Genomic DNA, 18826 nt, shown 5'->3' on the forward strand with positions numbered 1-18826 from the left:
AATGTTGCAACCAAAGCGTACGAAGTTCCGCAAGCAAATGACCGGTCACAACCGTGGCCTGGCATTGCGCGGTAGCAAAGTCAGCTTCGGCGAGTTCGCGCTGAAGTCTGTTGCTCGTGGTCGTCTCACCGCTCGTCAGATCGAGTCAGCGCGTCGTGCCCTGACCCGTCACGTAAAACGTGGCGGCAAGATCTGGATCCGTGTATTCCCGGACAAGCCTGTCACCAAGAAGCCACTCGAAGTTCGGATGGGTAAAGGTAAGGGTAACGTGGAGTACTGGGTTGCCCAGATTCAGCCAGGCAAAGTCCTGTATGAAATCGAGGGTGTTTCTGAAGAGCTGGCGCGTGAGGCTTTCGCCCTGGCTGCTGCAAAGCTGCCGCTCGCCACCTCCTTTGTTAAACGGACGGTGATGTGATGAAAGCGAATGAACTTCGTGAAAAATCAGCACAGCAGCTGAACGAGCAACTGCTCGGCCTGCTGCGCGACCAGTTCAATCTGCGTATGCAGAAAGCAACTGGCCAGTTGGGGCAGTCTCATCTGCTCTCGCAAGTTAAGCGTGACATCGCTCGCGTGAAAACTGTGCTCAACCAGCAGGCAGGTAAGTAATCATGGCTGAAGCCGAAAAAACTGTCCGTACGCTGACTGGCCGTGTTGTCAGCGACAAGATGGACAAAACCATCACCGTTCTGATCGAGCGTCGCGTTAAGCACCCGATCTACGGTAAATACGTTAAGCGTTCGACTAAGCTGCACGCGCACGACGAAACCAACCAGTGCCACATCGGCGACAAAGTCACTATTCGTGAAACTCGTCCGATGGCCAAGACCAAGTCTTGGGCGCTGGTTGATGTTCTCGAACGCGCTGTGGAAGTCTAAGGGCTAGGGGTCGGAGAAATTATATGATTCAGACTCAATCCATGCTCGATGTGGCCGATAACAGCGGCGCTCGCCGTGTTATGTGCATCAAGGTGCTGGGTGGCTCCCATCGTCGTTACGCTGGTATCGGTGACATCATCAAAGTTACCGTCAAGGAAGCAATTCCTCGCGGTAAGGTGAAAAAAGGCCAAGTGATGACTGCTGTCGTAGTCCGCACTCGCCATGGCGTCCGTCGTGCTGACGGCTCCATTATCCGCTTTGATGGCAACGCTGCTGTTCTGTTGAACAACAAGCAAGAGCCGATCGGCACCCGTATCTTTGGGCCAGTGACCCGTGAACTTCGTACTGAGAAGTTCATGAAGATCGTCTCGCTCGCCCCAGAAGTGCTGTAAGGAGATCCGACATGCAAAAGATTCGTCGTGACGACGAGATCATCGTGATCGCCGGCAAAGACAAAGGTAAGCGCGGTAAGGTGCTGAAGGTTCTTGCTGACAACCGTCTGGTTGTTGGTGGTCTGAACCTGGTCAAGCGTCATACCAAGCCTAACCCGATGTCGGGCGTACAGGGCGGTATCGTCGAGAAAGAAGCGCCACTGCACGCTTCCAACGTCGCCATCTTCAACGGCGAAACCAACAAGGCTGACCGCGTTGGTTTCAAAGTAGAAGACGGTAAGAAAATTCGTGTCTTCAAGTCGACCCAAAAAGCGGTTGATGCTTGAACACTGCTAGGTAGAAGACCATGGCACGACTAAAAGAGATTTACCGGAAGGAAATCGCACCGAAACTTAAGGAAGAACTTAAGCTTTCGAACGTGATGGAAGTTCCGCGCGTTACCAAAATCACCCTGAACATGGGTCTGGGCGAAGCGATCGGTGACAAAAAAGTCATCGAGCACGCTGTTGCTGACCTGGAAAAGATCACCGGTCAGAAAGTCGTCGTGACTTACGCTCGGAAATCCATCGCTGGCTTTAAAGTCCGTGAAGGTTGGCCGATCGGCGTCAAAGTGACCCTGCGCCGTGAGCGTATGTACGAGTTCCTGGATCGTCTGCTGTCGATCTCCCTGCCTCGGGTTCGCGACTTCCGCGGCCTGAATGCCAAGTCCTTCGATGGTCGTGGCAACTACAGCATGGGTGTTAAAGAGCAGATCATTTTCCCGGAAATCGATTACGACAAGATCGACGCTCTCCGCGGTCTGGACATTACCCTGACCACCACTGCTCGGACGGATGACGAAGGTCGCGCACTGCTGCGCGCTTTCAAATTCCCGTTCCGCAACTGATTGGAGTAGGAAAATGGCCAAGAAGAGCATGAAGAACCGTGAGCTGAAGCGTCAGCTCACCGTTGCCAAGTACGCCACCAAGCGTGCAGCGCTGAAAGCTATCATCGTTGATCTGAACGCAAGTCCAGAAGCGCGTTGGGAAGCTACCGTAGCCCTGCAGAAGCAGCCACGTGACGCAAGCGCCTCGCGCATGCGTAACCGCTGCCGCCTGACTGGTCGTCCGCACGGCGTGTACCGCAAGTTCGGCCTTGGCCGTAACATGCTGCGTCAAGCTGCAATGCGTGGTGACGTTCCAGGTCTGGTTAAAGCCAGCTGGTAAGCGCTGTCAAAGTCGCGGCGCTCGGGATCGCAAGATCCTGACCGTCGGTGACCTTGAACTTGAATCAAGCCCCTTTTGGGGCTTGATTCATTTGTGGGGTGTGTCTAGAATACCCGGCTCGCCTGAGCCCGTGTTTTTATTGCGCGGATGCGCTCGGCGACACGTACTAGCCGAAAGGCTAATTTTTTGTGTATTAGGAGCGTCTAGCCCATGAGTATGCAGGACCCGTTAGCGGACATGCTAACTCGTATCCGTAATGCCCAGATGGCTGAAAAGTCCGTCGTAAGCATGCCATCTTCTACTTTGAAGGTAGCTGTTGCCAAAGTCCTGAAGGACGAAGGTTACATTGCGGGTTATCAGATCAGCAGCGAAATCAAGCCACTGCTGTCCATCGAGCTGAAGTACTTCGAAGGCCGTCCGGTCATCGAGGAAGTGAAGCGCGTTAGCCGTCCTGGCCTGCGTCAGTACAAGTCCGTTGAGGATCTGCCGAAAGTTCGTGGCGGCCTGGGCGTGTCTATCGTCTCCACCAACAAAGGTGTGATGACGGATCGTGCTGCGCGCGCTGCCGGTGTCGGCGGCGAAGTTCTTTGCACTGTGTTCTAAGGGGGGATAAGCATGTCACGCGTCGCTAAGAACCCCGTTAAGCTGCCAGCCGGTGTCGAAGTCAAATTCGCAGGCCAACAGCTTTCGGTGAAGGGTGCCAAGGGCACTCTGCAACTGAACATCCATTCGTCCGTTGAGATCGTTGAAGAAGCTGGTGAGCTGCGTTTCGCTGCTCGCAATGGCGATCAACAGACTCGCGCAATGGCTGGTACCACTCGTGCGTTGGTAAACAACATGGTCCAAGGCGTAAGCCAAGGCTTCGAGCGCAAGCTCCAGCTGGTCGGTGTTGGTTACAAAGCGCAAGCAAAAGGCACAGTGCTGAACCTGGCTCTTGGCTTCTCGCACCCAGTGGATTATGAACTGCCGGAAGGCATCACCGCTGAGACTCCTAGCCAGACCGATATCCTGATCCGGGGCATCGACAAGCAGCTGGTAGGTCAAGTGGCCGCCGAGATCCGCGACTTCCGTCCACCAGAGCCGTACAAAGGCAAAGGTGTGCGCTACGCGGACGAAGTCGTCCGTCGTAAAGAAGCCAAGAAGAAGTAGGGCATAGCAAATGACCGACAAAAAAGTTACTCGACTGCGTCGCGCTCGCAAAGCACGCCTGAAAATGCACGAACTCGAAGTCGTGCGTCTCTGCGTGTTCCGCTCGTCGCAGCACATCTACGCCCAGGTCATTTCGGCCGACGGCAACAAAGTCCTGGCAAGTGCCTCGACTTTGGATAAAGAACTGCGTGATGGCGCCACTGGCAACATCGACGCGGCCACTAAGGTTGGCCAGCTGGTCGCTACGCGTGCTAAAGCCGCTGGCGTCTCGCAGGTGGCTTTCGACCGCTCTGGCTTCAAGTACCACGGCCGCGTCAAGGCGCTGGCTGATGCTGCTCGTGAAGCTGGGCTGGAGTTCTAAGTTATGTCAAATAACGACCAAAAGCGCGACGAAGGCTACATCGAGAAGCTGGTTCAAGTTAACCGCGTAGCCAAAACCGTTAAAGGCGGCCGTATCTTCACTTTCACCGCGTTGACCGTAGTGGGTGATGGTAAGGGCCGTGTTGGCTTCGGCCGTGGCAAGTCGCGTGAAGTGCCTGCTGCGATCCAGAAGGCAATGGAAGCTGCTCGCCGCAACATGATCCAGGTTGATCTGAACGGCACCACTTTGCAGTACGCAATGAAGTCCGCCCATGGCGCTTCGAAGGTGTACATGCAGCCTGCTTCTGAAGGTACCGGTATCATCGCTGGCGGCGCTATGCGTGCTGTCCTCGAAGTTGCTGGCGTTCAGAACGTTCTGGCCAAGTGCTACGGCTCGACTAACCCAGTAAACGTGGTTCACGCCACTTTCAAGGGTTTGAAAGCAATGCAGTCTCCTGAATCCATTGCCGCCAAGCGTGGCAAAAGCGTCAAGGAGATCTTCTGATCATGGCTACCGTAAAAGTTACGCTGATCAAAAGCATGACCGGCCGCATCCCTAACCACAAACTGTGCGTTAAGGGTCTGGGTCTGCGTCGCATCGGTCACACTGTAGAAGTCCTGGATACTCCCGAGAATCGCGGGATGATCAACAAGGCCTACTACATGCTGCGTGTCGAGGGTTAATCGATGAAACTCAATGATCTGAGTCCAGCGCCGGGTTCCCGTCGCGAAAAGCATCGTCCGGGCCGTGGTATCGGTAGTGGTTTGGGCAAGACCGGTGGCCGTGGCCACAAAGGTCAGACCTCCCGCTCCGGTGGCACTATTGCTCCAGGCTTTGAAGGCGGTCAACAGCCGCTGCATCGTCGCCTGCCGAAGTTCGGTTTCGTTTCCCTGAAAGCCATGGACCGCGCAGAAGTGCGTCTGTCCGAGCTGGCCAAAGTGGACGGCGACATCGTCACCGTGCAGTCCCTGAAGGATGCCAACGTGATCAACCAGAACGTTCAGCGTGTGAAAATCATGCTGTCGGGCGAAGTTGCTCGTGCTGTCACCATCGGAAAGGGAATCGGCGCCACCAAAGGTGCGCGTGCGGCTATCGAAGCAGCTGGCGGCAAGTTCGAGGAATAAATGGCTAAGCAAGGTGCTCTCTCTGCGCTCGGCAAAGGCGGTATGTCTGAACTCTGGGCTCGTCTGCGTTTTCTGTTCCTGGCGATTATCGTCTACCGAATAGGCGCACACATCCCGGTTCCAGGTATCAACCCGGACCGACTCGCGGACCTGTTTCGACAGAATGAGGGGACCATTCTTAGCTTGTTCAACATGTTTTCCGGCGGCGCGCTGGAGCGGATGAGCATCTTTGCGCTGGGGATCATGCCGTACATTTCGGCATCGATCATCATGCAACTGATGAGCGCCGTCAGCCCGCAGCTGGAGCAGTTGAAGAAGGAAGGTGAAGCTGGCCGTCGCAAGATCAGCCAGTACACCCGCTACGGCACTGTCGTCCTCGCTCTCGTTCAAGCCATTGGCATGTCCATCGGCTTGGCGGGGCAGGGCGTTTCGTTCACTGCTGACTTCAGCTTTCATTTCGTTGCGGTAACCACTTTTGTGGCGGGCGCGATGTTCATGATGTGGCTGGGTGAGCAGATCACTGAGCGTGGTGTAGGCAACGGTATCTCGATGTTGATCTTCGCAGGTATCGTCGCCGGTCTTCCGAGAGCGATCGGGCAGTCTTTCGAGTCTGCGCGTCAGGGTGATATCAATATCTTCGCCCTGGTTGCCATCGGTCTGCTGGCAGTAGCGATTATCGGTTTCGTGGTGTTCATCGAGCGTGGTCAGCGTCGTATTGCTGTTCACTACGCCAAGCGTCAGCAGGGCCGCAAGGTATTTGCTGCGCAGACCAGCCACTTGCCGTTGAAGGTGAACATGGCCGGCGTAATTCCGGCTATTTTCGCGAGCAGCATCTTGCTGTTCCCGGCTTCGTTGGGTGCCTGGTTCGGCCAGTCTGAAGGTATGGGCTGGTTGCAGGACATCTCGCAGTCGATCGCTCCTGGTCAGCCGTTGAATATTCTGCTGTTTAGTGCAGGGATTATTTTCTTCTGCTTCTTCTATACGGCGTTGATGTTCAATCCGAAAGACGTAGCGGAAAACCTGAAGAAGTCCGGTGCCTTTATTCCGGGCATCCGTCCAGGTGAGCAGTCTGCGCGCTACATTGATGGCGTTCTGACTCGCTTGACCATGTTCGGTGCTCTTTACATGACGGCCGTCTGTCTGTTGCCCCAGTTCCTGGTGGTTGCGGCAAACGTACCGTTCTACCTTGGCGGGACCTCGTTGCTGATCGTGGTCGTGGTTGTGATGGACTTCATGTCCCAAGTACAATCGCACCTCGTTTCGCACCAGTACGAATCCCTGATGAAGAAAGCCAACCTGAAGGGCTACGGCAGCGGCATGTTGCGCTGAGTAGCGTCCATAAGGTTCGAGGAGTTGGTGATGAAAGTTCGTGCATCGGTGAAAAAGCTGTGCCGTAACTGCAAGATTATTCGCCGCGAAGGTGTTGTTCGGGTAATTTGCAGCGCGGAACCGCGTCACAAACAGCGCCAAGGCTGAGTGTGATTGTGCTTTAAGCCCGGCAGCTAGTGCGCTGCCGGGTTGATTATTTGTTATTACAGCGATATTATCTCGCGCCCTATTTCTTGGCTTCCGGGGCGTAGGTAGCTGTCAATTGGAGTCCCACTGAATGGCCCGTATTGCAGGCGTCAACATTCCAGATAACAAGCATACTGTTATCTCGCTGACCTACATCTATGGTGTTGGTCGCACTACTGCACAGAAAATTTGTGCAGTGACTGGGGTCAACCCAGCGGCAAAGATCAAGGATCTGAGCGACGAGCAAATTGAACAGCTGCGTGGCGAAGTGGCGAAGTTCACCACTGAAGGTGACCTGCGTCGCGAAATCAACATGAAAATCAAGCGCTTGATGGACCTCGGTTGCTATCGCGGTCTGCGTCATCGTCGTGGTCTGCCAGTACGCGGTCAGCGTACCAAGACCAACGCGCGTACCCGTAAAGGTCCGCGTAAGCCGATCCGCAAGTAATCGCCCCAGCGAATCGACAGGAATTTAATCATGGCAAAACCTGCTGCTCGTCCTCGTAAAAAAGTTAAAAAGACAGTGGTTGATGGCATCGCCCACATCCATGCTTCTTTTAACAACACCATCGTGACCATTACCGACCGTCAAGGTAACGCTCTTTCCTGGGCTACCTCCGGTGGTTCGGGTTTCCGCGGTTCCCGCAAGTCCACCCCGTTCGCTGCTCAAGTAGCTGCCGAGCGTGCTGGTCAAGCTGCGCTGGAATACGGCCTGAAAAACCTCGACGTTAACGTCAAGGGTCCAGGTCCAGGTCGTGAATCCGCAGTCCGCGCTTTGAACGGCTGTGGCTACAAGATCGCCAGCATCACCGACGTGACGCCAATCCCGCACAACGGGTGCCGTCCGCCGAAGAAGCGCCGCGTGTAATCCAGGAGATTGTAAAGAATGGCTCGTTACATTGGTCCAAAATGCAAACTCGCTCGTCGCGAAGGCACCGATCTTTTTCTGAAGAGCGGCGTGCGCGCGATCGAATCGAAGTGCAACATCGAAGCAGCACCTGGTATCCACGGCCAACGCCGCGGTCGCCAGTCCGACTACGGCACCCAACTGCGTGAAAAGCAGAAGGTCCGTCGTATCTACGGCGTTCTCGAGCGTCAATTCAGCGGCTACTACAAAGAAGCAGCTGGCAAGAAAGGCGCAACCGGCGAAAACCTGTTGCAACTGCTCGAATGCCGTCTGGACAACGTTGTATACCGTATGGGTTTCGGTTCTACTCGTGCCGAATCCCGTCAGCTGGTATCGCACAAGTCGATCAGCGTTAACGGTCAGACCGTAAACGTTCCGTCCTACCAGGTTCGTGCTGGTGACGTGGTTGCTGTTCGCGAGAAAGCAAAGAACCAACTTCGCATTGTCCAAGCTCTCGATCTGTGTGCCCAACGTGGCCGCGTAGAATGGGTAGAAGTAGACACTGAGAAGAAGTCGGGCGTTTTCAAGAACGTTCCTGCTCGCAGTGATCTGTCCGCCGACATCAACGAAAGCCTGATTGTCGAGCTCTACTCCAAGTAAGGGCTAGAAAATAGGTGCATCCATGCAGATTTCGGTAAATGAGTTCCTGACACCCCGCCATATTGATGTGCAGGTTGTCAGTCCAACCCGCGCCAAGATCACACTCGAGCCTCTCGAGCGTGGTTTCGGCCACACCCTGGGCAACGCGCTGCGCCGCATCCTGTTGTCCTCAATGCCCGGCTGTGCAGTAGTCGAGGCCGAGATTGACGGTGTGCTCCACGAGTACAGCGCCATCGAAGGTGTACAGGAAGACGTAATTGAAATCCTGTTGAACCTTAAAGGTCTGGCTATCAAGCTGCACGGTCGTGACGAAGTTACGCTGACCTTGTCGAAGAAGGGTTCGGGGGTGGTTACCGCTGCCGATATTCAGCTGGATCATGATGTCGAGATCGTTAACCCCGATCACGTAATCGCTAACCTGGCGTCTAACGGCGCCCTGAACATGAAGCTCACCGTAGCTCGTGGTCGTGGTTATGAACCGGCCGACTCGCGTCAGAGCGATGAAGACGAAAGCCGCAGCATCGGTCGCTTGCAGCTTGACTCTTCGTTCAGCCCGGTTCGCCGTATCGCATACGTGGTGGAAAACGCCCGTGTCGAACAGCGTACCAACCTGGACAAGCTGGTTATTGATCTGGAAACCAACGGTACCCTGGATCCTGAAGAGGCTATCCGCCGTGCTGCAACCATCCTGCAACAGCAGTTGGCTGCGTTCGTCGACCTCAAGGGTGACAGTGAGCCAGTGGTTGTCGAGCAGGAAGACGAGATCGATCCGATCCTGCTTCGCCCGGTTGACGATCTGGAACTGACTGTACGTTCGGCTAACTGCCTTAAGGCGGAAAACATCTACTACATCGGCGACCTGATTCAGCGTACCGAAGTAGAGCTGTTGAAGACTCCGAACCTTGGCAAGAAATCCTTGACTGAAATCAAGGACGTTCTGGCCTCCCGCGGTCTGTCCCTCGGCATGCGCCTCGACAACTGGCCGCCTGCAAGTCTTAAGAAGGACGACAAGGCGACTGCCTGATCGTCGTAATCACCGAACGTTGTGTTTGGTAAGGAATGAACCATGCGTCATCGTAAAAGTGGTCGTCACCTGAGCCGCACCAGCTCGCACCGCAAGGCCATGTTCCAAAACATGGCGGTGTCGCTGTTCGAGCACGAGCTGATCAAAACTACTCTGCCAAAAGCCAAAGAACTGCGTCGCGTTGCTGAGCCGCTGATCACTCTGGCCAAGACAGATAGCCTGGCTAACCGCCGTCTGGCTTTCGACCGTACTCGTTCGAAAGCTATCGTAGGTAAGCTCTTCAACGACCTGGGCAAGCGTTATGCTACCCGTGAGGGTGGCTACCTGCGCATCCTCAAGTGCGGTTTCCGCGCTGGCGACAACGCGCCTATGGCGTACGTCGAGTTGGTTGATCGTGCTACTGCTGGCGAAGCTGTAAGCGCCGAGTAAGACGACAGTCTGTAACGAAGAACCGGGCCTAGTGCCCGGTTTTTTGTGGGCGTAAGAAAAGGTCTATCCATACAAGCTTTCACAGGGAAGGGACGGCACTATCGGTGGTGGATGTATTGGTAGTTATTTTCTATGGATGTTCGCAATTTAATGAATTTGTAGACGTCATGATTGTTGATCAATACTCCTTCCCAGCCGATTAGCCGGCAGTTCGAAGACCGACCTAGGAAGATTGAGCATGAGCCAGACCAAAACGCTTACGACCGCCAGTGGCGCTCCTGTCGCCGATAACCAGAATTCTCGTTCCGCCGGCCCACGTGGCCCGTTGCTGCTCGACGACTTTCACCTGATCGAGAAGCTTGCTCACTTCAACCGCGAGAACATCCCTGAGCGTCGAGTACACGCTAAAGGATCGGGCGCCTACGGCACGTTTACCGTCACCCGGGATATCACCCAGTACACCAGCGCCAAGTTGTTCGAATCGGTCGGCAAGCAGACGCCCACCTTCCTGCGGTTTTCCACCGTGGGTGGCGAGCGTGGTTCGGCCGACACTGAACGCGATCCGCGCGGTTTTGCCCTGAAGTTCTATACCGAGGAAGGCAACTGGGACATCGTCGGCAACAACACGCCAGTATTCTTCATCCGTGATCCGTTGAAGTTTCCGGACTTCATCCACACCCAGAAACGCCTGCCGCAAAGCAACCTGAAAAGCGCCCAGGCGATGTGGGATTTCTGGTCGCATTCGCCTGAGGCGCTGCACCAGGTCACCATTCTGTTTTCGGATCGCGGCATTCCGGATGGCTACCGGCACATGCACGGCTTCGGCAGTCACACCTACAGCCTGATCAATGCGCAGGGTGAGCGTCACTGGGTGAAGTGGCACTACAAGACCAAGCAAGGGATCAAGAACCTCGCGCCGGCCGAAGCAGCACGCCTGGCGGGTACCGACCCGGATTACGCCCAGCGTGACTTGTTCAATGCCATCGAGCGCGGTGATTTCCCGAAATGGAGCGTCTGCATCCAGGTTATGAGCGAGGCTCAGGCCGCAGCGCATTACGAGAATCCGTTCGATGTCACCAAGACCTGGTCACAGAAAGAGTTTCCGTTGATCGAAGTCGGTGAGCTCGAACTCAACCGTAACCCGCTGAACTACTTTGCTGAGGTCGAGCAGGCGGCGTTTGGCCCTAGCAACATGGTGCCAGGGGTTGGCCTCTCGCCGGATCGTATGTTGCAGGGCCGTGTCTTCGCCTACGCCGATGCGCACCGCTACCGTGTTGGCACCAACCATCAGCAATTGCCGGTGAATGCCCCCCGTAGCCCGGTAAACACCTACCAGCGCGACGGCGCCATGGCGTTTGGCAGCAACGGCGGTGCGGCACCGAACTACGAGCCGAACAGCTATGTCGAAGCGCCGAAGCAAGCTCCACGTTATGCTGAGCCAGCGCTAGCGCTCAGTGGTGCGGCGGATCGTTATGATCATCGTGAGGACACCGATTACTACAGCCACGCCGGTGCGTTGTTCCGCCTGATGAACGATGAGCAGAAAGCCCTGCTGATCAGCAATATTGCCGGTGCGATGGCCGGTGTGTCGGCGGATGTCGTTGACCGTCAGTTGCAGCATTTCTTCAAGGCGGATGTCGCCTATGGGGAAGGCGTCGCAAAAGCCTTGGGCGTAGCGCTGAACTAAGTCTAAACGAGAAGCAGAACCGCCCTCATTAGGGCGGTTTTTGCGTTATTTAGCCCGGTTTTCTCGGATTTTCTTTGCTTTTATTGCGTTGGGGCAGTGACCTTGCGGTCAGCTTGGTTCAAACTACAACCTTTAAAAGCTTGTGGAGATGTAGGGCGATGCAAGGTCACCCAGACGTAATCGATTACCTCAACACGTTGCTGACAGGCGAACTGGCAGCCCGTGATCAATATTTCATCCATTCGCGGATGTACGAGGATTGGGGGTTTACCGAGCTCTACGAACGTATCAACCATGAGATGGAAGAAGAGACCCAGCATGCCGATGCATTGATGCGCCGGATCCTGATGCTCGAAGGCACACCGCGCATGCGCCCGGATGATCTGGATATCGGCACCACGGTACCTGACATGCTCGCAGCCGACCTGCGCCTGGAATACAAAGTCCGCGCTGCGCTGTGCAAAGGCATCGAGCTCTGCGAGCAGCACAACGACTACGTGACCCGTGAGATCCTGCGGGTCCAGCTCAACGACACTGAAGAAGACCATACTTACTGGCTGGAGAAGCAGTTGGGTCTGATCAAGCTGATCGGGTTGGAAAACTACCTGCAATCGCAGTTCTGACGCACTCGTTGTGGGAGCAAGCTCGCTCCCACAGAAAAACAAAAAGCCCCTGCCATCGATGAGATGACAGGGGCTTTTTCATGTTCGGGTGAAATTAATCCCGATCACGTTCCAACAGCGGCTTGAGGTAGTGCCCGGTGTAGGACTGCTTCATCTCGGCCACTTGCTCAGGTGTACCTACCGCGATGATCTGGCCACCCTTGGAGCCGCCTTCCGGCCCCAGGTCCACCAGCCAGTCAGCGGTCTTGATCACGTCCAGGTTGTGCTCGATCACCACCACAGTGTTGCCATGGTCACGCAGGCGGTGCAGCACATCGAGTAATTGCTGGATATCGGCGAAGTGCAGGCCCGTGGTCGGCTCGTCGAGGATGTACAGGGTCTTGCCGGTGTCGCGCTTGGACAGCTCGCGGGACAACTTGACCCGCTGGGCTTCACCGCCAGACAGCGTCGTCGCCGACTGCCCCAGCTTGATGTACGACAAGCCCACATCCATCAGCGTCTGGAGCTTGCGCGCTAGGGCCGGCACCGCGTCGAAGAACACCCGGGCTTCCTCGATGGTCATTTCGAGGGTTTCGTGGATGTTCTTGCCCTTGTACTTGATCTCCAGGGTTTCACGGTTGTAGCGTTTGCTCTTGCACACATCGCACGGCACGTAGATGTCTGGCAGGAAGTGCATTTCCACCTTGATCAGGCCGTCGCCCTGGCAGGCTTCGCAGCGCCCGCCCTTGACGTTGAACGAGAAACGCCCTGGACCGTAACCACGGGAGCGTGACTCCGGCACACCGGCGAACAGTTCTCGGATCGGCGTGAACAACCCGGTGTAGGTCGCCGGGTTGGAGCGTGGCGTGCGGCCAATCGGGCTCTGGTCGATGTCGACTACCTTGTCCAGGTGCTCCAGGCCCTTGATGCTGTCGTGGGCGGCAGCTTCCAGGGTGGTGGCGCCGTTCAGGGCCGTGGCGCTGAGGGGGAACAGGGTGTTGTTGATCAGTGTCGATTTACCGGAACCGGACACGCCGGTAACGCAGGTCAGCAGGCCGATCGGGATTTCCAGGTCGACGTTGCGCAAGTTGTTGCCGCGAGCACCCTTGAGGGTCAGCGACAGCTTCTTGTTGCGCGGCGTGCGCTTGGCCGGCACCTTGATCTTGACCCGGCCGGACAGGTATTTGCCCGTCAGCGAGTCAGGATGCGCCATGACTTCGGCGGCGGTGCCCTGGGCAACGATATGCCCGCCATGCACGCCAGCGCCCGGGCCGATGTCCACCACGTAGTCGGCCAGGCGGATGGCGTCCTCATCGTGCTCGACCACGATCACCGTGTTGCCGATGTCCCGCAGGTGTTTCAGGGTGCCGAGCAAGCGGTCGTTATCCCGTTGGTGCAGACCGATGGACGGTTCGTCGAGGATATACATCACCCCCACCAGGCCGGCGCCGATCTGGCTGGCGAGGCGGATACGCTGGGCTTCGCCGCCGGACAAGGTGTCGGCGCTGCGATCGAGGGTCAGGTAATCCAGGCCGACGTTCACCAGGAACTGCAAGCGCTCGCGGATTTCCTTGAGGATCTTGTCAGCGATTTCGCCACGACGACCGGTCAGTTTCAGGCCGCCGAAATAATCGGTGGCGTCGCCAATCGGCAAGTTGGTCACCGCCGGCAGGGTCTTCTCACCGACCCACACATGTCGCGCCTCGCGGCGCAAACGGGTGCCACGGCAATCGGGGCAGGGCTGGGTGCTGAGGAACTTGGCCAGTTCTTCGCGCACGCTGGCCGATTCGGTCTCGCGGTAGCGCCGCTCCAGGTTCGGCACGATGCCTTCGAACGGGTGGGAGCGCTTGACGATATCGCCGCGGTCGTTGAGGTACTTGAAGTCGACATTCTGCGAGCCGCTGCCCTGCAGGATGAATTTCTGCTGGTCGGCGGGCAGCTCGTTGAACGGCTTGTCCAGGCTGAATTTGTAGTGGGCCGCCAGCGACCCGAGCATCTGGAAGTAATAGACGTTGCGCCTGTCCCAGCCGCGAATCGCCCCTTCGGCCAGGGTCAGCTCGCCGTTGACCAGCCGCTTGGTGTCGAAGAACTGCTTGACCCCCAGGCCATCGCAGGTCGGGCAGGCGCCGGCCGGGTTGTTGAAGGAGAACAGCTTGGGTTCCAGCTCGCTGATGGCATGGCCGCAGATCGGGCAGGCGAAGCGCGCGGAGAAGATGATTTCTTCGCCTGGCTCGTCATCCATAGGCGCGACGAGGGCGATGCCGTCGGCCAGCTTCAGCGCGGTCTCGAAGGACTCGGCCAGCCGCTGTTGCAGATCGGCCCGGACCTTGAAGCGGTCGACCACCACATCAATCGAATGCTTCTTCTGTTTATCCAGCTTCGGCAGTTCGTCCAACTCGCAGAGCTTGCCGTTGACCCGGGCCCGCACGAAGCCCTGGGCACGCAGTTCTTCGAAGACCATCAGGTGTTCGCCCTTGCGCTCGCGAACCACCGGGGCCAGCAGCATCAGCTTGCTGCCTTCCGGCTGGGCCAGCACCAGGTCGACCATCTGGCTGACGGTCTGGGCTTCCAGGGGAATGTCGTGATCGGGGCAACGGGGAATACCGACGCGCGCATACAGCAGGCGCAAGTAGTCGTAGATCTCGGTGATGGTACCGACCGTCGACCGGGGATTGTGGGAGGTCGACTTCTGTTCGATGGAAATCGCCGGCGACAGGCCTTCGATGGTATCGACGTCGGGTTTTTCCATCATCGACAGGAACTGCCGGGCGTAGGCCGACAGCGATTCGACATAGCGTCGCTGGCCTTCGGCGTACAAGGTGTCGAAGGCCAGGGATGATTTGCCGGATCCGGACAGGCCGGTGATGACGATCAGCTTGTCCCGTGGCAGGGTCAGGTCGATGTTCTTCAGGTTGTGGGTACGGGCCCCACGAATCAGGATCTTGTCCAAAGTGGCCTCGCTCGGCGGGCGTCGAAAACGTAGGAGTATACGGGCAAATACTGGATGGATGCACACTATTGAAAGTGAGTTTGCAGCCATACATGAAGACTGCGCGGCAAACGGTCGCCATATACCCTCTCAATCGATGGGACTGGTAGAATCGCCGCCGGTTCACATGAGGTTTTTCCATGCAAGATCCCCACAGCGAACGCATGAGTAGCGGCGAGACGCGCGCAGCAAGCGGTCTGGCCCTGGTGTTCGCCTTCCGTATGCTGGGCATGTTTATGGTGTTGCCGGTGCTGGCGACCTATGGCATGGACCTGGCGGGCGCGACCCCGGCCCTCATCGGGTTGGCGATTGGCGCTTATGGCCTGACCCAGGCGATCTTCCAGATCCCGTTCGGGATCATTTCCGACCGCATCGGCCGACGTCCGGTCATCTACCTGGGGTTGATCGTCTTCGCCCTCGGCAGTGTGCTGGCGGCCAATGCCGATTCGATCTGGGGCGTGATCGCCGGACGAATCCTGCAAGGCGCCGGGGCCATTTCCGCAGCCGTCATGGCGCTGCTGTCGGACTTGACCCGCGAGCAGCACCGGACCAAGGCCATGGCCATGATCGGCATGACCATCGGTCTGTCGTTCGCCGTGGCCATGGTGGTCGGCCCTTTGCTGACCCGTGCCTTTGGTTTGTCGGGCCTGTTCCTGGCCACCGGGGCCATGGCGCTGGTAGGGATCCTGATCGTCGCGTTCATGGTGCCCCGCGCCACCGGGCCGTTGCAGCACCGTGAATCCGGGGTGGCGCGCCAGGCATTGATCCCGACGCTCAAGCATCCGGACCTGTTGCGCCTGGACCTGGGCATTTTCGTGCTCCACGCCATGCTGATGTCCAGCTTCGTAGCCCTGCCGCTGGCCTTGGTCGAGAAGGCCGGCCTGCCCAAGGAACAGCATTGGTGGGTCTACCTGGCCGCGCTGCTGATTTCGTTCTTCGCCATGATTCCATTCATCATCTATGGCGAGAAGCGACGCAAAATGAAACGAGTTTTGCTCGGCGCCGTCATGACGCTGATGCTCACTGAGCTATTCTTCTGGCAGTTCGGCGATAGCTTGCGGGCCCTGGTGATCGGCACGGTGGTGTTCTTCACCGCGTTCAATCTGTTGGAGGCGTCGCTGCCGTCGCTGATCAGCAAGGTTTCCCCGGCGGGCGGCAAGGGTACGGCGATGGGGGTCTATTCCACGAGCCAGTTCCTGGGCTCGGCGTTGGGTGGGATCCTTGGCGGCTGGCTGTTCCAGCATGGCGGTTTGTCGGTTGTGTTCCTGGGATGTGCCGCGCTGGCTGCACTTTGGCTGGCCTTTGCTGTTACCATGCGCGAACCTCCCTATGTGACGAGCCTGCGCTTGCCCTTATCGCCCGAGGCGATTCGTGAGGCTGGCCTGACCGAGCGTCTGAAGGCCGTCGTTGGAGTAACCGATGCAGTGGTGGTCGCCGACGAGGCGGCCGTATATATCAAACTCGACACCGAATTATTGGATCGCGCGACGCTCGAGCGCCTGGTGAACAACCCGGCCCCGACCACGTGCGAAGCCTAGGAGAACGTTATGGCCCGTGGGGTTAACAAAGTCATATTGGTCGGTACTTGCGGCCAGGATCCTGAAGTTCGCTACCTGCCCAACGGCAATGCCGTGACCAACCTGAGTCTGGCGACCAGCGAACAGTGGACCGACAAGCAGACCGGCCAGAAGGTCGAGAAGACCGAATGGCACCGCGTGTCGATGTTCGGCAAGGTGGCCGAGATCGCCGGCGAATACCTGCGCAAGGGTTCGCAGGTGTACATCGAAGGCAAGCTGCAGACCCGCGAGTGGGAAAAAGACGGCATCAAGCGCTACACCACCGAAATCGTGGTCGACATGCAAGGCACCATGCAATTGCTGGGTGGCCGTCCACAGGGCGACCAGCAACAAGGTGGCAACAACTACCAGCAGTCGGCTCCGCGTCAGCAGGCACCTCGTCCGCAGTCCGCCCCACAGCCACAACGCGAACGCCCGGCTCCACAACAGGCCGCGCCGCAACCGGCTCCGGATTTCGACAGCTTTGATGACGATATTCCGTTCTGATTACTACCTGGGAATTGCCCAGGTAGTTTCCTGAAAAGCCCCAAGCGTTCTGCGCTTGGGGCTTTTTATTGGGCATTTGGCACAGGCAGGTATGTTCGTGGTTTGAGAAATGGGCAACTTCGGTCGCTCACAAATCCAAGACCACGACGTCATGCATTCTCTGGCCGACCGACAGCCTCAACCACGCGGCATGGAACGCCATGTCCTGCATCGGTACATGCACCCAAAACCGACGTTCGATCGGCTTGCCATTGTCCCCGGCGAAGCACACCTCAAAGTGACAGCCATTGGCGAAAGCGTTCGCCATGTAGGGCCTGATGGAGTGGATGGCGCTGTATGGCACACATACTTCGCTGGCTTCTCGGGCCGGGCGGCGTTGGGTGAAGGTGAGGTGTTGCTGGCCCTCGTCAAAACAGAAGCCGAGCACTTCAGGCCCGGAGGCGAGCCAGCGAATGACGCCAATGGCCAGCAATGCGCTGACGAACATGAGCGTCAAGACCAGAGGCTCTTCAAGCACTTTTGTATGAATGCTCGACAGGCCTTGTCCGTCGTAGAACAGGTTGATCGATAACACCGCCAACCCGTAGAGCGGCAGGGCAAGCAGCAACGCCACGGTGTACAGCATGGTGCCCAGGTATCCCGTGGTGGGGACTTCGCTTGGGTAATCCCAAGTGGGAGGATGCGGTGGCGTTGATGCGACGGTGTCGCTCGGGGCTGGGGAGCAGACCAGGCGCGGCGGGTGTTTGCGTTTCATGCGGCTGGCTCTTGGGGGGACGCTACTTGGCCATTCTTATCGTTATTGCTCGAATATGCCTAGTAAAAATCACCATGGCCCCAGGGCGCGTAAGCCCGAGGGCTGTTTTGTCCGCGCCCCATGCCCAAGCCTTTTCAAGGACGATAATTGGCTGGCAATTCATGCCGCGTCGGCGTCTTCTCTTCGTGATAATGCGGTTTACCCTGGGGAGAGTTCATCAAGGTCGAATTGGCCAGGATCGTCTCCGTCAGTAAACAGTCCTCACCGTCCCCGAACCAGCAGGCCAATGCCGAGTTTCGATTGCCATGCATGTCCACGACGGCTGGCCAGTTTTCGACGCCGTGGGCATCACTGGGGGCGATGTCAGGGTAATGCTTGGGCGGCAGGACCAGCGCATCGCCGGGCTTGACCCATAGGTCCGCCAGATGAATCTCCCTCGACGCCGGCCGCCAGCGGGCGACGCTGATCACCAGCGGCAAGCGTCCATAGCGGGAAAAAAACGCGTGGGGAAAGTTGTGGTATTCGAGGTCGGTCGGGTTGTATGTCAGCAGCTCGCGCTGACGTGTCGGGCCCAGGTAGGGCGACTGGTGACCCGCCCATTTACCGTAGGTGTATTGGCCCAGAATCAGTTGGTCGTACTCGAAGCGCAGGCATTCGCCGTTGCCAAGCAGGGTCATGCCGAAGGCTTGCGCCGTTTCCCGGGTTGCCCAGATCGGTTCGTAGTGCACTTCACTGGCGTGGAAATCGAACGTCTTGATCCAGTAGGAACCGGTGCTCGTGGGAACCTCACGCTCCCTCCAACTGATGCCGGAGTAGCGAGTGCCCAGGGACAGGGCCGGGTTCTCGGGGTTGAGCGGGATCAGGTTGCCACGCACCTGGGCACTCGGCTGTGCCAGCCCATGGTCGTTGAACAGATAGGGAAAACGACGGGGATCGAGCGCTGTTTCCACGCCGTCGCCGATAAAGGGGACACAGTTGAAGACTTGCATCGGATAGAGACCACGCACGCAAGAGGGCTAGAGGAAGGGCGTTCTGTCGCCCAATACCGGTCAATCAAATCATGAATCTGTGGGAGCGAGCTTGCTCGCGATGGCGGCGGTACATTCAACATTGAAGCACGCTGAACCACCGCTATCGCGAGCAAGCTCGC

The 18826-nt window shown here is 57.5% G+C and carries 27 protein-coding genes; 24 read left to right on the plus strand and 3 right to left on the minus strand.

What is annotated here, in order from left to right:
* Position 1 precedes the first annotated feature (1 nt).
* The 22 genes from rplP to bfr all read left to right on the plus strand — a co-directional run bounded on the left by rplP (position 2) and on the right by bfr (position 11891).
* On the plus strand, positions 2-415 hold the full coding sequence (rplP, locus tag AC30D9_RS27640; RefSeq protein WP_003186052.1) for a 50S ribosomal protein L16: 414 nt from the start codon (positions 2-4) through the stop codon (positions 413-415).
* The gene (gene rpmC, locus AC30D9_RS27645; RefSeq protein WP_002555481.1) at positions 415-606 is read left to right on the plus strand and encodes a 50S ribosomal protein L29; all 192 of its coding nucleotides are present in this window, start codon (positions 415-417) and stop codon (positions 604-606) included. Before rplP ends, rpmC begins: the two co-directional genes overlap by 1 nt.
* 2 nt (positions 607-608) lie before the next feature.
* Positions 609-875 (plus strand): 30S ribosomal protein S17, encoded by a 267-nt coding sequence (rpsQ, locus tag AC30D9_RS27650; protein ID WP_003194644.1) that lies wholly within the window; start codon positions 609-611, stop codon positions 873-875.
* Between the two features lie 23 nt (positions 876-898).
* A complete protein-coding gene (rplN, locus tag AC30D9_RS27655; RefSeq protein WP_002555479.1) occupies positions 899-1267 on the plus strand; it encodes a 50S ribosomal protein L14 in 369 nt (122 codons plus the stop codon).
* 11 nt (positions 1268-1278) lie between these two features.
* Positions 1279-1593 carry a 50S ribosomal protein L24 gene (gene rplX, locus AC30D9_RS27660; protein WP_003186046.1) on the plus strand — a complete coding sequence of 105 codons (315 nt, stop codon included), beginning with the start codon at positions 1279-1281 and terminating at the stop codon, positions 1591-1593.
* Positions 1594-1613: 20 nt separating this feature from the next.
* Positions 1614-2153, plus strand: coding sequence for a 50S ribosomal protein L5 (gene rplE / locus AC30D9_RS27665; RefSeq protein ID WP_003186044.1), 540 nt, complete (start codon positions 1614-1616; stop codon positions 2151-2153).
* Positions 2154-2166: 13 nt separating this feature from the next.
* On the plus strand, positions 2167-2472 hold the full coding sequence (gene rpsN, locus AC30D9_RS27670; RefSeq protein WP_003186042.1) for a 30S ribosomal protein S14: 306 nt from the start codon (positions 2167-2169) through the stop codon (positions 2470-2472).
* A 210-nt stretch (positions 2473-2682) separates the two neighbouring features.
* Positions 2683-3075 carry a 30S ribosomal protein S8 gene (gene rpsH, locus AC30D9_RS27675; protein WP_017848802.1) on the plus strand — a complete coding sequence of 131 codons (393 nt, stop codon included), beginning with the start codon at positions 2683-2685 and terminating at the stop codon, positions 3073-3075.
* A 12-nt stretch (positions 3076-3087) separates the two neighbouring features.
* Entirely contained in the window at positions 3088-3621 is a 534-nt protein-coding gene (gene rplF / locus AC30D9_RS27680) for a 50S ribosomal protein L6 (RefSeq protein WP_053125864.1), read from the plus strand.
* 10 nt (positions 3622-3631) lie between these two features.
* A complete protein-coding gene (gene rplR / locus AC30D9_RS27685) occupies positions 3632-3982 on the plus strand; it encodes a 50S ribosomal protein L18 (protein WP_003186037.1) in 351 nt (116 codons plus the stop codon).
* Between the two features lie 3 nt (positions 3983-3985).
* Positions 3986-4486 (plus strand): 30S ribosomal protein S5, encoded by a 501-nt coding sequence (rpsE, locus tag AC30D9_RS27690; protein ID WP_003186035.1) that lies wholly within the window; start codon positions 3986-3988, stop codon positions 4484-4486.
* A 2-nt stretch (positions 4487-4488) separates the two neighbouring features.
* The gene (gene rpmD, locus AC30D9_RS27695; protein ID WP_003186033.1) at positions 4489-4665 is read left to right on the plus strand and encodes a 50S ribosomal protein L30; all 177 of its coding nucleotides are present in this window, start codon (positions 4489-4491) and stop codon (positions 4663-4665) included.
* Positions 4666-4668: 3 nt separating this feature from the next.
* Complete coding sequence (rplO, locus tag AC30D9_RS27700) at positions 4669-5106, plus strand: 50S ribosomal protein L15 (protein ID WP_003186032.1); 438 nt, start codon at positions 4669-4671, stop codon at positions 5104-5106.
* Positions 5107-6435: a preprotein translocase subunit SecY gene (secY, locus tag AC30D9_RS27705; RefSeq protein WP_003186029.1), complete on the plus strand. Its 1329-nt coding sequence runs from the start codon at positions 5107-5109 to the stop codon at positions 6433-6435. It abuts the gene before it with no gap.
* A gap of 30 nt (positions 6436-6465) precedes the next feature.
* Entirely contained in the window at positions 6466-6582 is a 117-nt protein-coding gene (rpmJ, locus tag AC30D9_RS27710) for a 50S ribosomal protein L36 (RefSeq protein ID WP_002555468.1), read from the plus strand.
* A 130-nt stretch (positions 6583-6712) separates the two neighbouring features.
* Complete coding sequence (gene rpsM, locus AC30D9_RS27715; protein WP_003186020.1) at positions 6713-7069, plus strand: 30S ribosomal protein S13; 357 nt, start codon at positions 6713-6715, stop codon at positions 7067-7069.
* A gap of 30 nt (positions 7070-7099) precedes the next feature.
* Positions 7100-7489, plus strand: a complete 390-nt coding sequence (rpsK, locus tag AC30D9_RS27720; RefSeq protein ID WP_002555466.1) for a 30S ribosomal protein S11 — start codon at positions 7100-7102, stop codon at positions 7487-7489.
* Positions 7490-7507: 18 nt separating this feature from the next.
* Positions 7508-8128, plus strand: coding sequence for a 30S ribosomal protein S4 (rpsD, locus tag AC30D9_RS27725; RefSeq protein ID WP_003176404.1), 621 nt, complete (start codon positions 7508-7510; stop codon positions 8126-8128).
* 22 nt (positions 8129-8150) lie between these two features.
* Complete coding sequence (locus tag AC30D9_RS27730) at positions 8151-9152, plus strand: DNA-directed RNA polymerase subunit alpha (RefSeq protein ID WP_003186012.1); 1002 nt, start codon at positions 8151-8153, stop codon at positions 9150-9152.
* A 42-nt stretch (positions 9153-9194) separates the two neighbouring features.
* Positions 9195-9581: a 50S ribosomal protein L17 gene (gene rplQ / locus AC30D9_RS27735; protein WP_003176402.1), complete on the plus strand. Its 387-nt coding sequence runs from the start codon at positions 9195-9197 to the stop codon at positions 9579-9581.
* 238 nt (positions 9582-9819) lie between these two features.
* A complete protein-coding gene (locus AC30D9_RS27740; RefSeq protein WP_307575330.1) occupies positions 9820-11268 on the plus strand; it encodes a catalase in 1449 nt (482 codons plus the stop codon).
* A 158-nt stretch (positions 11269-11426) separates the two neighbouring features.
* The gene (bfr, locus tag AC30D9_RS27745; protein ID WP_134926046.1) at positions 11427-11891 is read left to right on the plus strand and encodes a bacterioferritin; all 465 of its coding nucleotides are present in this window, start codon (positions 11427-11429) and stop codon (positions 11889-11891) included.
* Positions 11892-11985: 94 nt separating this feature from the next.
* Here bfr and uvrA read toward each other — a convergent pair whose 3' ends face one another.
* Positions 11986-14820 carry an excinuclease ABC subunit UvrA gene (uvrA, locus tag AC30D9_RS27750; RefSeq protein WP_134926045.1) on the minus strand — a complete coding sequence of 945 codons (2835 nt, stop codon included), beginning with the start codon at positions 14818-14820 and terminating at the stop codon, positions 11986-11988.
* 179 nt (positions 14821-14999) lie between these two features.
* Here uvrA and AC30D9_RS27755 point away from each other — a divergent pair, with 179 nt between their 5' ends.
* Positions 15000-16397, plus strand: coding sequence for an MFS transporter (locus tag AC30D9_RS27755; protein ID WP_134926044.1), 1398 nt, complete (start codon positions 15000-15002; stop codon positions 16395-16397).
* A 9-nt stretch (positions 16398-16406) separates the two neighbouring features.
* The gene (locus tag AC30D9_RS27760; RefSeq protein WP_024778338.1) at positions 16407-16922 is read left to right on the plus strand and encodes a single-stranded DNA-binding protein; all 516 of its coding nucleotides are present in this window, start codon (positions 16407-16409) and stop codon (positions 16920-16922) included.
* Between the two features lie 127 nt (positions 16923-17049).
* Here AC30D9_RS27760 and AC30D9_RS27765 read toward each other — a convergent pair whose 3' ends face one another.
* Together AC30D9_RS27765 and AC30D9_RS27770 are read right to left on the minus strand one after the other, a co-directional pair.
* Positions 17050-17676 carry a hypothetical protein gene (locus AC30D9_RS27765; RefSeq protein ID WP_490145260.1) on the minus strand — a complete coding sequence of 209 codons (627 nt, stop codon included), beginning with the start codon at positions 17674-17676 and terminating at the stop codon, positions 17050-17052.
* 134 nt (positions 17677-17810) lie between these two features.
* Positions 17811-18665 carry a hypothetical protein gene (locus tag AC30D9_RS27770; protein WP_490145261.1) on the minus strand — a complete coding sequence of 285 codons (855 nt, stop codon included), beginning with the start codon at positions 18663-18665 and terminating at the stop codon, positions 17811-17813.
* Positions 18666-18826 lie beyond the last annotated feature (161 nt).

The sequence above is a fragment of the Pseudomonas sp. DF11 genome (assembly GCF_058148565.1).